The following is a 12,450-nucleotide window of genomic DNA, read 5'->3' on the forward strand; positions in this document are numbered from 1 at the left end:
TCGACTCCCTTTGGCTGCGCCGGCTCCCTACGGCTGTGCCTGCTCCGTTGCGGGCAGGCCGGACGTGCCCCCTGTTCCCCCAGATCCCCCCGTTCCGGACGCCTCCGCCCCGTTCGCCTCCGTGTTCGCCTCTCCGCTGGATTCCTCCATGCGCCGCCCGACCACGCGGGCGAGCGTCATCGCGGCGGGCAGCGGGCGGACCATCACCGTCAGGCCGGTGACCAGGCCGTCCTCGCCGAACCTCAGCAGGTCGAGGCCCTGCACGGCCTTGCCCGCCACCCGCGCGGAGAACACCAGCGCCTGCGCCGGGACGTCCGGCGGGCGGCTGACCAGCTCGTCGGTGTAGCGGAACTCCTCGAACACCTCCAGCAGGACGCCCAGCAGCGCCATCACCGAGTCGCGCCCGAGGTAGGGCTTCACCATCACCGGGCTGAGGAACTCGATCCCGGGATCGAGCGCGCCCGCGATCGCGGCGAGGTCCTTCGCCTCCACCGCCGTCCGGAACGTTCCGGAGACCGTCACCTGTGCTGCTCCCTTCGATCGCCTGGCGGACGGGTCACCGCGCGGCCCCGGTCGGGACGGCGGCGCGGGCGAGCCCTTCGGCCCAGGCCCGGTAACCGGCGGGGGACGGGTGGAAGCCGTCGGCGGCGAACAGCGCGCGGTCGCGCGCCATCGCCTCGTCCATGGGAGCGTGGACGGCGCCCGCGGCGCGGGCGGTGTCGCGCATGATCCGGTCCATCGCCCGCGCCCGCGCGCCGAGCACGAGCCGCAGCGGCTGCGGGACGGCGGGGAACCGGTGCACGGGCGGCATGCCCGCGACGACGAGCGTCGCGCCGGCGTACCGGCCGCGCAGCACGCCGAGCAGGTCGGCGAGGTCCGTTGCCCAGCGGCGCAGCGGACGCCGTTTGATCAGGTCGTTGATCCCGACCGCGAGCACCACGAGGTCGGTCCGGTCGCCGCCGGGCGGCGGGACGAGCCCGGTCGCGACGCGGCGGGCCGTCGCGCCGCTCTCGCCGGACACCGACCACGCGACGCCGCGGCGCAGCCGGTCGCGCAGGGCCTCGGCGAGGAAGCCGGGCAGCGCCTCCGCGTGCCGGGACGCGCCGACGCCCACGGCCGTGGACTCGCCGATCACGACGACGCGGTACGCGTCCGCGTCCGGTCCGGCGGCCTGCGCGAAGCCGTGCTCGTCCCCCGCCGCGGGGTCGAGGCGGGGGGTGCGGCGCGCCGTCCGCCATGCCTGGACGAGCAGCACCGGCGCGAGCGGTATGAGCGTCAGCGGCTGGGAAACACGGGCGAAGGTGGATTGTCCGTTCATCTCTGTCCCAGTCTTGGAATGGCCCCGAGCTCAGATCGCCCGCTCCCCGAGCAGGCTCCGTGCGATGTCCGCGATCACCTCCGCGACATAGGCGTGTCCCCTCGGGTTCAGGTGGATCCCGTCGGCGCTCCACATCACGGGGTCGGCGACCTTCGCCACCGACTCGCGCGCGGGAAAGGGCATGCCGAAGTCGGCGCTGGCCCTGGCCAGCTCCGCGTTGAAGTCGTGAATGCGCTGGACGGTCCGCGTCTTGCGGAACTGCGACATGGGCGCGAGGTCGAGCAGCGGCGGCCGGGGCACCGGGATCGCGAGCGCGACCGCGCCGCGCTCGACGGCCCAGCCGAACAGCTCGTCCAAGCAGGCGGCGGCGACCGCGGGGTCGTAGCCGCGCAGCGCGTCGTTCATGCCGCAGCCGAGCACGACGAGGCGCGGGCTCAGCTTCCGGACGCCCGGCAGCTGGTCGCGCACCACGTCGTCGACCTTCGCCCCCGGGTCGGACGCGTTGAGCAGCTCGTCGGCGGGAACGCCCAGGTGGCGGGCCAGCCGCCCGGCCCAGCCGAGCCAGCCGCCCGCCGGGTCCGGGTCGTCCTGGCCCTCGGCCACGCTGTCGCCGAGCACCACCATGAAGGTCCGGGCGGGCCCGGCGGACGGCGGACCGCCCATCACCCGACGAGTTCGAGCAGGTAGTCGGTGAGGGCGGTGACCGTCTCCCGGCGCCTGGCCTCGGCCACGTCGACCTCGACCTGGAGGTGGTCCTCGATGTCGCTGATGATGCTGATCGCGTACACCGAGTCGACGCCGTAGCGGGCGAGCTCGACCGTCGGGTCGATGTTTTCCGCCGGCCTGTCGAGGTAGAAGGCGATCCTGTCAAGAAGCCACGATTGCAACTCATCGTGGGAAATTGTTTCCGCTCCGGTCACCGCACTCCTCCTTATGCCAGAGGATCATCTCAACAATCGCGATTGCTATCGGAAGACGAGCACACCGCAACATACCGGCAAATGCATGATGTGTCTCAGTTCCGGATGTGAACGATCGGACACAACCATGTCTCCGTTGCGTAAATTATGTCAGCACCCCGGTAAATCGGCGCAGGACTACCGGCTGGTAACCCCTTCCGTTAAGGGACCCACCACACGCCCTGGACGGACCCTCGCGTCCCCCGCGCCCCACCGATCCGTCCCACCCCGCGGACCGCAGGACGGCGCGCGACCTGCGCCGTTCCCCCTCCGCCGCGATCCGAAAGAGCACCGATCCGGTATGACATTGCGGCACGTTCCATGAGAATTTCGGACAACCACCCAGCGGATACCAAACGGTCAAGTCAGGAGATGCTTACGCCTGGGCGATAATCCCCTGGCGAGGGTGGCGAAACGGCCCGGACGGGCGGCCCGGCCGCCCGTCCGGGCCGTTGATCAGCGAGGTCGCCCGGTCGGCCCGCGCGTCAGCCGGCGCCGCAGACCGCGCGGTCGACCAGCCGGAGCGACGCCCTGTCCTGGGCGTCCTGGGCCGGGTCGCCGGGCCGGAACGTGGACACGGCGACGCTCGCGGCGCGCCGCCCGTCCGCGCTCGCCCCGGACTCGGAGATGATCCCGAAGAAGGTCCCGCCGTGGAACCAGACCCCGCCCGCGCAGCCCTTGACGGGACGCCAGGCGAGGCCGAGCCCGTACCGGACGCCGTCCGCGAGGATCCAGTCGTCCACCGGGACGGTCTGCTTCATCTGCGCGAGCTGCGCCGGGGCCAGCAGGCGCCCGCCCAGCAGGGCGCGCAGGAAGGCCGTGTGGTCGCCCGGCGTGCTGATGATCGCGCCGTCCGAGCCGCCGCTCACGCTGACCGACGTGTCGACGAGTTCCTTGTGCCCCGGGAACCGCGTGTACGCGGTCGCGCTCGGCTGCGGGACGTACGCCGACGTCCCCGGCGTGATCGTGTGCCGCAGCCCGAGCGGCTCGATGATCCGGTCATGGACCTCCTGCTCCCAGGGATGTCCGGTGACCTTCTCGATGATCAGACCGGCCAGCACATAATTGGTGTTGGAGTAGCCCCAATGGGTCTCCTCGGCCGGGTTGGACGTGTCCGGAACCCAGAGCGGCGGTTTGGACATCGCCGCCGCCACCTTCTCCTGCGGAGTGGAGACCCGGAAACGGTTCTCCCGGAACTTCTCCGGGGTCAAGTCACCGCCGTCGCCGAGTTGGACCGCCACATAATCGTTCAACCCGCTGGTGTGCCGGAGGAGATTTTTGACGGTGATTCTCCGGCCGTCGTTCCCTTTCCCACGGACGACCCCCGGCAGCCATTTTTCGACGGTGTCGGTCAGCCGGAGCTTTCCTTCGCTCACCAGTTGGAGCGCGACCACCGACGTGTACGTCTTGGTGTCGCTGCCGATACGGAAATAGGAATTCCAGGGAACGGGCCGCCCCGTCCGCAGGTCCGCGACCCCGGCGCGGGCGGCGTGCGCGCCGCCCGCCGTCCGCACCTCGGCGAGCACCCCCGTCGCGCCGGTCGCCCGGATCGCGTCGACGTCGCCCTGCAGACCGTCCCGGCCCGGCTGGGCGGCGGCGGCGACCGACGGCAGCAGCCCCGCCATCAGCGCACCCGCGGCCAGCGCGGCGACGGCACGCCTCCTCATCCGACCCTGCCCACCTGGGGGACGCCCCCCAGACCCCCGAAACGGGAGGCCCAATGATCCTCGCTTCGCTGCGGTCACCGGGCCCTGCCCTGCTGGGGGACGCCCCCCAGACCCCCGAAACGGGAGGCCCGATGATCCTCGCTTCGCTGCGGTCATCGGGCCTCCCCCGGCTTCGGGCAGTCGATGTCGGCGGCGGGCAGGACGCCGGTGCGCAGGTAGGCGTTGACGGCGTCGTCCGCGCAGGGCACGGGCGTCAGCCCGTCGATGCCGCGCGCGTACACGCCGTGCGAGCGGATGTCGGCGGACAGCAGGCGCGAGCCTTTCAGCGCCCGGTGCAGCGAGACGGCGCCCGGATAGGGGACGTTGTTGTCGCGCCTGGCCTGCAAGATCAGCACCGGCACCCTGTTGTCGATCGCGGTGCCCGACTCGCGCGGCTTCGTCTTCCAGAACGGGCACGGGAAAATGGCGTTGGCCGTCGCCGCGAACACCGGCTGCGTACGCCGGGCCTGTTGGATGCTCCGCCAATACTGCTCGGGATCGGACGGCCATCCCCCGGCGGGCCAGCCGCCGTCCCCGCAGAAGACCGCGTTCCCGCCGTTGAAGAGGTTGTCCATCGCCGGGTCCGGCTTGCTGAACAGTTCGAGCCACATCTTCAGCTCGGGAATGGGCTGGACCTGCCGTCCCTCCGCCGCGTCCACGAAATTGCGCATGGCCCGCGCGAGAAGCTCGTTGTCCTCCTCGTTGTTGACGAACTGGCGCGTGAGGAGGCCCAGTATGTTCGCGTCCACGTAATGGTCGCCGAGCCGGATCGGGCCCCGGTCCACGCGGGCGCTCAGCCGCTCCACCGTCGTCCTGACCTGGCGGGGCGTCGTGCCGAGGCGGTACTCGGCGGCGCGCTCGGACGTCCAGGCGGCCCACTCGTCCAGGGCGCGCTCCTGCGCCGGTCCCCCCGCCTGGAAGTTCTCGTACTGCGTCTTCGTCGGGTCGGTGACGCTGTCGATCACGATCCGGTCGGAGCGGTGCGGGAACATCTGCGTGTAGACCGCGCCCAGGTCCGCGCCGTACGAGGTGCCGAAGTACGACAGCTTCCGCTCACCGAGGACGGCCCGGATCAGGTCCATGTCGCGGGCGACGTTGCGGCTGGACGCGTGCGGCAGCAGCGCGGCGTTGTCCCCGTGCTCGTAGCAGCGCTCCGCGGTCTCCCGCGCGCTCCGGACGGACGCCTCGAACGCCTCCCGCCGCGAGTGCGTCTCCTGCGCCTTCGGGGAGAGACCGCAGTAGATCGGGGTGCTGCGGCCGATGAAGCGCGGGTCGAAGCCGATCAGGTCGTAGCGACCGGCCGCGTCCTTCATGACGGGCCGCAGCGAGGCCGTGTAGTCGAGGCCGGGCCCGCCGGGCCCGCCCGGGTTGGCCAGCAGGATGCCGCGCCGGTGCGCCCTGTCCGTCGCCTTGATCCGCGAGACCGCGAGCGTGATCGTGGCGCCGTCCGGGGCGGCGTAGTCGAGCGGGACGGTCAGCTCCGCGCACTGCGCGCCCGCCTCCTTCAGGTCGGCGGCGCCCTCCGGGCACGCGCCCCAGGCGACGTGTTGCCCGGCGAACCGGGCGAGGCCGCCGCCGGGCCCGGGCCCTCCGGAGGGCGCGGCCGATGCCGTGCCCGCCCAGGTGCCCGTCCAGCCGACGGCCCCGGCCAGGCCGAGCGCGGCGACCGCCACGGCGGCGCGCGGGACCGCGAAACGTTGGATGATCATGCGCACGATTCCACCGCGCCAAGGGGCGATAGGTCATTACGGCTGGCTCCTAACAAGATGGTGGGGACAGCCCCACCACCCGGCGCTCAGCCGCCGTCGGGGTGCGGCGGCGGGACGTCCCGGACGCCGTGCTGCCGCAGCGACATCTCCACCGCGAGGTCCCACAGCCCGGACAGCTCCCGCGACATCGCGTACGCGTCCTCGCACATCGCCGCCGCGACCCGCGCCGTCTCCGGGTCGCCCGCGCGCTCGGCGACGCGGCGCAGCATCTCCCCCGCGGCGATCTGCAGGTGGGCGGCGACGTAGGCGTCCCGCATGTGCCGTCCGGCGCGGTCGCCGCGGCTGCGCCCGAGCGCGGCCTCGGCGACCGCCGCGAACAGCGCGCCCGCGTCCCGGACGATGGACGGCGCGGACCCGTGCGCCCGCAACCGCGCCTCCACCTCCCGCGTGTGCGCCCGGCACCGCTCGGCGAACCGGCCGAGCGGCAGGCACATCGCGGGCTCTCCGGCCGCCGTGGTCAGCATCTCGCTGAGGGCGGCCTCCACGTGCTCCTGAAGGGTGTGCGCGTCCTTCAGGTAGCCGACGAGCTGGCGCTCGATCGTGGTCATGCGCCGGGCCCGCTCAGGCGGACTTGCGCCCGCGGCTCCGGCGGCGCGCCGGGACCTCCTTCGCGGCCACGGCTAGCACCGCGACGGCGAACAGGGCGATCGTCAGCCGCAGCAGCGCCGGGCCGACTCGCTTCCCCTTCCTCATGTCCTTTCCTCCCCCCTGCGAATTCGTGCGTGTTCCCGCTGACCGGCCGACGGCCGGACGTCTTCGTCACCGCGTTCCCCCCGGAGGGCCCGTCGCCCGGACGGCCGTCGTTCATCTGGACGGCTCGTCCAGCCGGAGCGGGGCGTCGCGGCGGTCGGCGAGGTCCCGCCAGGTGCGGACGGCGAGCAGCCCGGCGGCCTCGTGCCGCCAGGGCGCCTGCCCGGTGCGCGCCGACCCGTCCCCGCCGGGGTAGAACACCGTCCCGTCGAAGGCGAGGTCGAGCGGGACGTGCCCGCCCCGCAGCGCGCCCAGGTACCGGCCGGCCGCGTCCGGCATGCCGTGCCCGCACGGCAGCGCGATCGCCGTCTCGGTCCCGCCGCGGAACGTCGGGACGGTCGCGCCGACCCGCGCCCACGGCAGCCCGCCGGGCGGCCAGGTCGCCGGCGGGCCGAGCACCGCGGCGAGCCGGTCCCGCTCCGCGTCGTCGTAGCCGCGGCGGCCCGCCGCGATCGTCACGGTCGCGGTGAGCAGGACGCACTGGACGGGCCCGCCGTCCAGCCGCCGCAGCCGGAGCCGCAGGCTCGGCGCCGGCGCCGAGCCGGACGTCCCGGCCTCGATCCCGAGCAGGTCCACGCCGAGTTCCGGCGGCCCGTTCATGATCGTCACGACTGCGGACTGCCCTGGGCGCACCTCGCGAAACACCTCCCGGGCCGGGCGCGCGCGAACAATAGGGAGATTTTCCGGTGCCATGCCGGACACCGGGCGATGCGGCGGGCTTGACCTTGAGCGCACTCCAGCGCGTAACGTCCTGGACGTCCGCCAACCGAGAGGGTTGTCCGCATGCAGTACCGCAAGCTCGGCCGTACCGGTGTCGAGGTCAGCACCCAGTGCTTCGGCGCGATGATGTTCGGCTCGATCGCCGAATCCGACCAGGGCGAGTGCGAGCGCATGCTCTACCGCGCGCTCGACGCCGGGATCAACTTCATCGACACCGCCGACATGTACTCGCGCGGGGACAGCGAGGAGATCCTCGGCCGCGCGCTCAAGGGGCGGCGGGACGACGTCGTCCTCGCCACGAAGTTCTTCAACCCGATGGGCGACGACCGCAACATGCGGGGCGGGTCGCGCCGGTGGATCTTCCGCGCCGTCGAGGACAGCCTCCGGCGGCTCGGCACCGACCACATCGACCTGTACCAGATGCACCGCTACGACTGGGACACCGACATCGACGAGACCCTCGGCGCGCTGGACGACCTCGTCCGGCAGGGGAAGGTGCTCTACCTCGGCTCCTCGTCCTTCCCCGCCGACTGGATCGTCGAGGCGCAGTGGTCGGCCGACCGCCGCGGGACGGCGCGGTTCGTCTGCGAACAGCCGCAGTACTCGATCTTCGCGCGGTCGGTCGAGGTGGACATGCTGCCGGCGGCCCAGCGGCACGGCATGGGCGTGATGCCGTGGAGCCCGCTCGCGGGCGGCTGGCTGACCGGCAAGTACCGGCGCGGCGAGCCGACTCCGGCGGGCGCCCGGTTCGGCTCGGACGGGATCATGGGCGCGTCCCCGCGCGGCATCGAGAACGACCCGTCGGTGCCCGTCCGGTACGACGCCGTCGAGCGGCTCACGAAGATCGCCGACGACGCGGGCCTGTCGCTCACCCATCTCGCGCTCGCGTGGGTCGGCGAGCACCCGGCGATCACGTCCACGATCATCGGGCCGAAGACGCTCGGGCAGCTCGACGAGCTGCTCGGCGCCGCCGACGTCCGGCTCGACGCCGCGACGCTGGACGCGATCGACGAGGTCGTCCCGCCCGGCACGGACATGCCGAGCATCAACCACCTGACCGGGAACCCGTCCCTCAGGCCGGAGAACCGCCGCCGCTGAGCGGCCCCTTTCAGTTCAGGGGGCGGCGGCCGAGGAAGGCGACCAGCCGGTCCCCGGGCGAGGCGCCCGGGGCCGGCTCGACGGGGTCGGCGAACAGCGGCCGCCGCACCTCCTCCGGGACGACGATCGGGCAGACCCGGAGCAGCTCGCCGGCCAGCGGCTCCGGGATCGGCTTGCGGCGCCCGGACGCCTGCTCGATGTCCCAGCCGTGCACCGCCACCTCGATCGCGCCCGCCGCCTCCATCAGCTCGCCCGCGACGTGCCGGTCGCCGACGTCCACCCGCTCGGGCGCACCGGACGCCCGCAGCAGCCGCACCGCCCGCACCCGCACCGCCGACACCGGATCGTCGTCCAGCAGGACGCTCGGGTCCGGCTCCATCGCGACCTGGCCGGTGCTCATTCCCTCGTGCAGCGCGGCGAGGGAGTCGCGCAGGTGCAGCAGGAGCGCTTCGAGGTCCCACAGTTCGCACGGGGTGGGGCGCGCCATCATGCCGGGCGTGACCCCCTGGACGGAGGTCAGCGCGAAGCCGATCGCCCGTTCGAGCGGGCCGCCGTCCCTGGGGGCGGGCCGGGTCGCACTCGTCCGCTCGTGCATGGGGCGCTCCAATCGTGGTGCCGGGCCTCACCAGATTGGACCGCCGGGACGGTGAAAAGTAATCGCCGGACGTGCGGCGGTGGAGATCGTCCAACATCCGGCGGGGGCGGCGTCCGGCGCCGCCCCCGGGTGACCGCCGAGGTCAGGGCTTGCGGAGGACGCCGCCGTACTCGCACATGTCGCGTCCCATCTTCGACGCGCCCTCGAACGCCGCCAGCTCCTCCGGGACGGGCGGCAGCGGCGGCTGGTCGGGGTCGGGCCGCCAGTGCAGCAGGTTGACGAGGCCCGGCTCGACGGGTTCGAGACCGTCCAGGAGCAGGGCGTCGACCTCCTCGCGGCTGCGGTTCTGCCACGGGATGCCCGCCGTGTTCATGCGCTGGTCCAGCTCGGCGGCCCGTTCCGTGTCGGAGATGACGATCTGGGAGAAGGCGAGGTGGCTGCCGGGGACGGCACGGTCCATCACGGTGTGCAGGATGCGGTGCGGGTCGTCGGCGTCGAGGAGGTGGTGCCCGACGGACAGGAACAGCACCGCGAGCGGCTCGTCGAAGTCGATCAGCCGCCGCACGTCGGGGTGGTCGAGGAGCTTCTCCTGGTCGCGGAAGTCGGCGGTGATCACGACGGTGGAGCCGTCGCCCGCGAGCAGCGCCCTGGCGTGCACGAGGACGATCGGGTCGATGTCGACGTAGACGACCCGCGCGTCCGGCGCGAAGCGCTGCGCGACCTGGTGGACGTTGTTGTCGGTCGGCAGCCCGCAGCCCATGTCGAGGAACTGCCGGATCCCGGCCTCCTCCGCCAGGTACCGGACGGCCCGGTACAGGAACAGCCGGTTCTGCCGGGTGATGTCGATCGACTCGGGGAAGACGGGCGCGGTCTGCATCGCGAAGTCGCGGTCGACCTGGTAGTTGTCCTTGCTGCCGAGGGCCCATCCGTACACCCGGGCGGAAGCGGGCACGTCGTCTCGGATCTCCACCGGCTGCGGCTCACGGTCGGCGTCCACCAGTCGCTCCCGTCTCGGGGGGAAAGATCACCCTACGTTAGCGCGCCCCGGGCGGTCAGCCGGGATTGTCCCGATTTCTTGCGGGTAGGAGTGACCTGCCGGACGCACAGGCCGAAGGGGGAAGGCCAATGGTTCGGAGCGGAACCGAGGGCCGGAGCAGGGCCGAAAGTCGTGGCAGGAGCGAGCCGTACGGGCCGGACGACGAACCGGACCTGGTGGGCCAGTACCTCACCCAGATCGGCCGGACGGAGCTGCTGACCGCCGCCGAGGAGGTCGAGCTCTCCAAGCGGATAGAGGCGGGCGTCTACGCGCGGCACCTGCTGGACACGGAGAGTGGCGACGAGATCGTCGGCGCCGCCGCGGACCGCGCGGACCGCGCGGAGCTGGAGGCGGTCGCCGCCGACGGGGAGCGCGCCAAGGACCACATGATCCGCGCCAACCTGCGGCTGGTCGTGTCGACCGCGCGCAAGTTCCCCAACCGGGGGATGTCGTTCCTCGACCTCATCCAGGAGGGCAACCTCGGGCTGATCCACGCGGTGGAGAAGTTCGACTACGCGCGGGGCTACAAGTTCTCCACCTACGCGATGTGGTGGATCCGGCAGGCGATCGGGCGCGGCCTCGCCGAGAAGGCCCGGACGGTGCGGCTGCCCGCGCACGTCGTCGAGGACCTGTCCAAGCTGACCCGGATCGAGCGGGCGCTGGAGCACGCGGGCACCGAGCCGACGGACGAGCGGGTCGCGGCCGAGGCGGGCGAGACCGTCGAGAAGATCGTCTCGCTGCGCCGGGTGGCGCGGGACGTCGTCAGCCTGGACACCGTCATCGGCCGGGACGACGACACCCGGGTCGGCGACCTGATCGCGGACCCGGCCGCCGCCGGGCCCGACCTGGTCGAGTTCCAGCAGCTCGCGGCGGAGGTGCGGGCGATGGTCGACCGGCTGCCGCCGCGCGAGGCGGTGATCCTCACGCTCCGGTACGGGCTGAACGACGGCCGCCCGCACACGCTCCAGGACATCGCGGACCACATCGGGCTGACGCGGGAGCGGGTCCGCCAGCTCGAGCAGCAGGCGCTCGCGCAGCTCCGCGACCCCCGGCACGGGGAGGCGCTGCTCACCTGGGTGAGCTGACCCCCGGTTTCAGCGCGGGGTCAGGTCCATTCGGATGTCCTCGGCCGCCCACAGGACGAAACGCTCGATGGGCGTGACGTTCTGCCCGGCCGTCGGCCGGAAGCGGAACCTTTTCAGCAGAATGGCGAGGACGAGCTGCGCCTCGACCATAGCGAGCACGGAGCCTTCGCAACTGCGCGGCCCGAGCCCGAACGGGATGTAGGCGAAACGGGGGCGTCCCGCGGACGCCTCGGGCGTGAACCGTCCGGGGTCGAACCTATGCGGCTCGGGCCAGTACTCGGGGTTCATGTGGACGGCCCAGAACGGGTAGAAAATGGTCGTGCCCGCCGGGACGGCGTATTCCCCGATGATCAGGTCCTCGGTGGCCTCGCGCGCGCCGTAGGGGCCGGGCGGGTAGAGGCGCATCGACTCCCTGAGGACCGAGTCGAGATAGGTCAGCTTCTTGAGGTCGCCGTATTCGGGGACGTCCCGGTCGCCCAGCACCCGGTCCGTTTCGGCGGCGACGCGTTCGGCTTCGTCCGGGTGCCGGGACAGGAGGTAGAGCGTCCAGGAAATGGCGACGCCGGTGGTGTGGTGTGCGGCCAGCATCGTCATGAGGACCGAGTCGCGGATGCGCGCCGGGGACTCGCCCGCCGCCACCAGCGCCGCGATCATGTCGCTGCGGTCGGCCTCGGCGGGGTTGGCCCGGTGCGCGGCGAGCACCCGGTCGACGGTCGCGCGCAGGTAGGCGAGCGCGTCGTCCGCCCTGCTCGCGCCGCCCTCGCCGGTGCCGGGGGCGTCCACGTGGTAGAGCCGGGCGAGGTGCTCGGTGAGGACGTCCTCGAACGCCGTCACGACCCGTCCGGCGGACTCGTCCGAGTCCAGGCCGCTGCCGAGCGCGTATTCGCAGATCATGCGGAGCGACAGTTCGCTGAGGTCCTTTTGCAGTTTCACCGGGCCGTGCGCCGCGCGCTCCGCCCACCGGTCGGCCAGTTCGGCGGTCAGCGCGGTGAAGCGCGCGAAATGCGCCTCGTGCGACGGACGCCCCGCCAGCACCGACAGCATCACGCGCCGCCACGGTCCGTGCTCGTCGGCCGGAATGGTCTGCAGGTTTCCCGACTCCTGGAGCGGCGCGAGGAACTCGAACAGCTTCTCCGGCCGTTTGTCGATTCCCGCCGTGGCCTCCAGCAGCACCGGGTCCGCGACCGATACCGCGAGGTCGGCGCCGGGCAGCGGGAAACGCACCACGGGCCCGTATTCGGCGTGCAGCATGAGCTGGTAGTTGTGCAGCCCGCCCGCCGCGACAATGGCGGTGGCTCCGTCGTCCGCTACGGGCGGTCCGGGGATCCGCGCCGGGGTCGTGCCGTCGCCTCGCATGTGCGCTCTCCCGCGTCGGGACTTCAATTCGCGTGATTCTCACATGATCCACGTCCGG

At 72.5% G+C, this 12,450-nt stretch carries 14 protein-coding genes; 2 read left to right on the forward strand and 12 right to left on the reverse strand.

Features of this window, described 5'->3' with window-relative positions; all coding sequences use genetic code 11:
* Positions 1–27: 27 nt before the first annotated feature.
* From FXF68_RS16700 to FXF68_RS16735, 9 genes are all read right to left on the reverse strand, one after another.
* A complete protein-coding gene (locus FXF68_RS16700; protein WP_148760107.1) occupies positions 28–522 on the reverse strand; it encodes a nuclear transport factor 2 family protein in 495 nt (164 codons plus the stop codon).
* A 34-nt stretch (positions 523–556) separates the two neighbouring features.
* Complete coding sequence (locus tag FXF68_RS16705; RefSeq protein ID WP_148760109.1) at positions 557–1,318, reverse strand: SGNH/GDSL hydrolase family protein; 762 nt, start codon at positions 1,316–1,318, stop codon at positions 557–559.
* Between the two features lie 30 nt (positions 1,319–1,348).
* Positions 1,349–1,981 carry an SGNH/GDSL hydrolase family protein gene (locus tag FXF68_RS16710; protein ID WP_148760111.1) on the reverse strand — a complete coding sequence of 211 codons (633 nt, stop codon included), beginning with the start codon at positions 1,979–1,981 and terminating at the stop codon, positions 1,349–1,351.
* Positions 1,981–2,238 carry an acyl carrier protein gene (locus tag FXF68_RS16715; protein ID WP_067904962.1) on the reverse strand — a complete coding sequence of 86 codons (258 nt, stop codon included), beginning with the start codon at positions 2,236–2,238 and terminating at the stop codon, positions 1,981–1,983. The genes FXF68_RS16710 and FXF68_RS16715 overlap by 1 nt, the downstream gene beginning before the upstream one ends.
* A gap of 524 nt (positions 2,239–2,762) precedes the next feature.
* On the reverse strand, positions 2,763–3,944 hold the full coding sequence (locus FXF68_RS16720; protein WP_148760113.1) for a serine hydrolase domain-containing protein: 1,182 nt from the start codon (positions 3,942–3,944) through the stop codon (positions 2,763–2,765).
* 152 nt (positions 3,945–4,096) lie between these two features.
* The gene (locus FXF68_RS16725) at positions 4,097–5,692 is read right to left on the reverse strand and encodes an alpha/beta hydrolase (RefSeq protein ID WP_148760114.1); all 1,596 of its coding nucleotides are present in this window, start codon (positions 5,690–5,692) and stop codon (positions 4,097–4,099) included.
* 86 nt (positions 5,693–5,778) lie between these two features.
* Positions 5,779–6,300, reverse strand: coding sequence for a DUF892 family protein (locus FXF68_RS16730; protein WP_148760116.1), 522 nt, complete (start codon positions 6,298–6,300; stop codon positions 5,779–5,781).
* Between the two features lie 13 nt (positions 6,301–6,313).
* Positions 6,314–6,445, reverse strand: a complete 132-nt coding sequence (locus tag FXF68_RS44480; RefSeq protein WP_281288931.1) for a hypothetical protein — start codon at positions 6,443–6,445, stop codon at positions 6,314–6,316.
* A gap of 111 nt (positions 6,446–6,556) precedes the next feature.
* Positions 6,557–7,102, reverse strand: coding sequence for a DUF6084 family protein (locus FXF68_RS16735; protein WP_246178788.1), 546 nt, complete (start codon positions 7,100–7,102; stop codon positions 6,557–6,559).
* 183 nt (positions 7,103–7,285) lie between these two features.
* Between FXF68_RS16735 and FXF68_RS16740 the strand changes: the two genes are divergently transcribed.
* On the forward strand, positions 7,286–8,320 hold the full coding sequence (locus FXF68_RS16740; RefSeq protein WP_148760120.1) for an aldo/keto reductase: 1,035 nt from the start codon (positions 7,286–7,288) through the stop codon (positions 8,318–8,320).
* Between the two features lie 10 nt (positions 8,321–8,330).
* Here the strand turns inward: FXF68_RS16740 and FXF68_RS16745 are convergent, their stop codons facing one another.
* Both FXF68_RS16745 and FXF68_RS16750 read right to left on the reverse strand, forming a co-directional pair.
* Positions 8,331–8,915, reverse strand: a complete 585-nt coding sequence (locus tag FXF68_RS16745) for a TIGR03086 family metal-binding protein (protein WP_148760122.1) — start codon at positions 8,913–8,915, stop codon at positions 8,331–8,333.
* Positions 8,916–9,057: 142 nt separating this feature from the next.
* Positions 9,058–9,912, reverse strand: coding sequence for an SAM-dependent methyltransferase (locus FXF68_RS16750; RefSeq protein WP_148760124.1), 855 nt, complete (start codon positions 9,910–9,912; stop codon positions 9,058–9,060).
* A 128-nt stretch (positions 9,913–10,040) separates the two neighbouring features.
* Between FXF68_RS16750 and FXF68_RS16755 the strand changes: the two genes are divergently transcribed.
* The gene (locus tag FXF68_RS16755) at positions 10,041–11,036 is read left to right on the forward strand and encodes a sigma-70 family RNA polymerase sigma factor (RefSeq protein ID WP_148760126.1); all 996 of its coding nucleotides are present in this window, start codon (positions 10,041–10,043) and stop codon (positions 11,034–11,036) included.
* A 9-nt stretch (positions 11,037–11,045) separates the two neighbouring features.
* Here FXF68_RS16755 and FXF68_RS16760 read toward each other — a convergent pair whose 3' ends face one another.
* Positions 11,046–12,392, reverse strand: a complete 1,347-nt coding sequence (locus FXF68_RS16760) for a cytochrome P450 (RefSeq protein WP_148760128.1) — start codon at positions 12,390–12,392, stop codon at positions 11,046–11,048.
* Between the last annotated feature and the right edge of the window lie 58 nt (positions 12,393–12,450).

The organism is Actinomadura decatromicini (assembly GCF_008121305.1).
Lineage (GTDB): Bacteria > Actinomycetota > Actinomycetes > Streptosporangiales > Streptosporangiaceae > Spirillospora > Spirillospora syzygii.

What these genes read in the sequence shown, in the direction of transcription:
- FXF68_RS44480 (WP_281288931.1), bottom strand. Translation starts at nt 6,445, where the DNA reads ATGAGGAAGGGGAAGCGAGTCGGCCCGGCGCTGCTGCGGCTGACGATC.
- FXF68_RS16730 (WP_148760116.1), bottom strand. Translation starts at nt 6,300, where the DNA reads ATGACCACGATCGAGCGCCAGCTCGTCGGCTACCTGAAGGACGCGCAC.
- FXF68_RS16720 (WP_148760113.1), bottom strand. Translation starts at nt 3,944, where the DNA reads ATGAGGAGGCGTGCCGTCGCCGCGCTGGCCGCGGGTGCGCTGATGGCG.
- FXF68_RS16745 (WP_148760122.1), bottom strand. Translation starts at nt 8,915, where the DNA reads ATGCACGAGCGGACGAGTGCGACCCGGCCCGCCCCCAGGGACGGCGGC.
- FXF68_RS16740 (WP_148760120.1), top strand. Translation starts at nt 7,286, where the DNA reads ATGCAGTACCGCAAGCTCGGCCGTACCGGTGTCGAGGTCAGCACCCAG.
- FXF68_RS16710 (WP_148760111.1), bottom strand. Translation starts at nt 1,981, where the DNA reads ATGGGCGGTCCGCCGTCCGCCGGGCCCGCCCGGACCTTCATGGTGGTG.
- FXF68_RS16705 (WP_148760109.1), bottom strand. Translation starts at nt 1,318, where the DNA reads ATGAACGGACAATCCACCTTCGCCCGTGTTTCCCAGCCGCTGACGCTC.
- FXF68_RS16735 (WP_246178788.1), bottom strand. Translation starts at nt 7,102, where the DNA reads ATGAACGGGCCGCCGGAACTCGGCGTGGACCTGCTCGGGATCGAGGCC.
- FXF68_RS16760 (WP_148760128.1), bottom strand. Translation starts at nt 12,392, where the DNA reads ATGCGAGGCGACGGCACGACCCCGGCGCGGATCCCCGGACCGCCCGTA.
- FXF68_RS16755 (WP_148760126.1), top strand. Translation starts at nt 10,041, where the DNA reads ATGGTTCGGAGCGGAACCGAGGGCCGGAGCAGGGCCGAAAGTCGTGGC.
- FXF68_RS16725 (WP_148760114.1), bottom strand. Translation starts at nt 5,692, where the DNA reads ATGATCATCCAACGTTTCGCGGTCCCGCGCGCCGCCGTGGCGGTCGCC.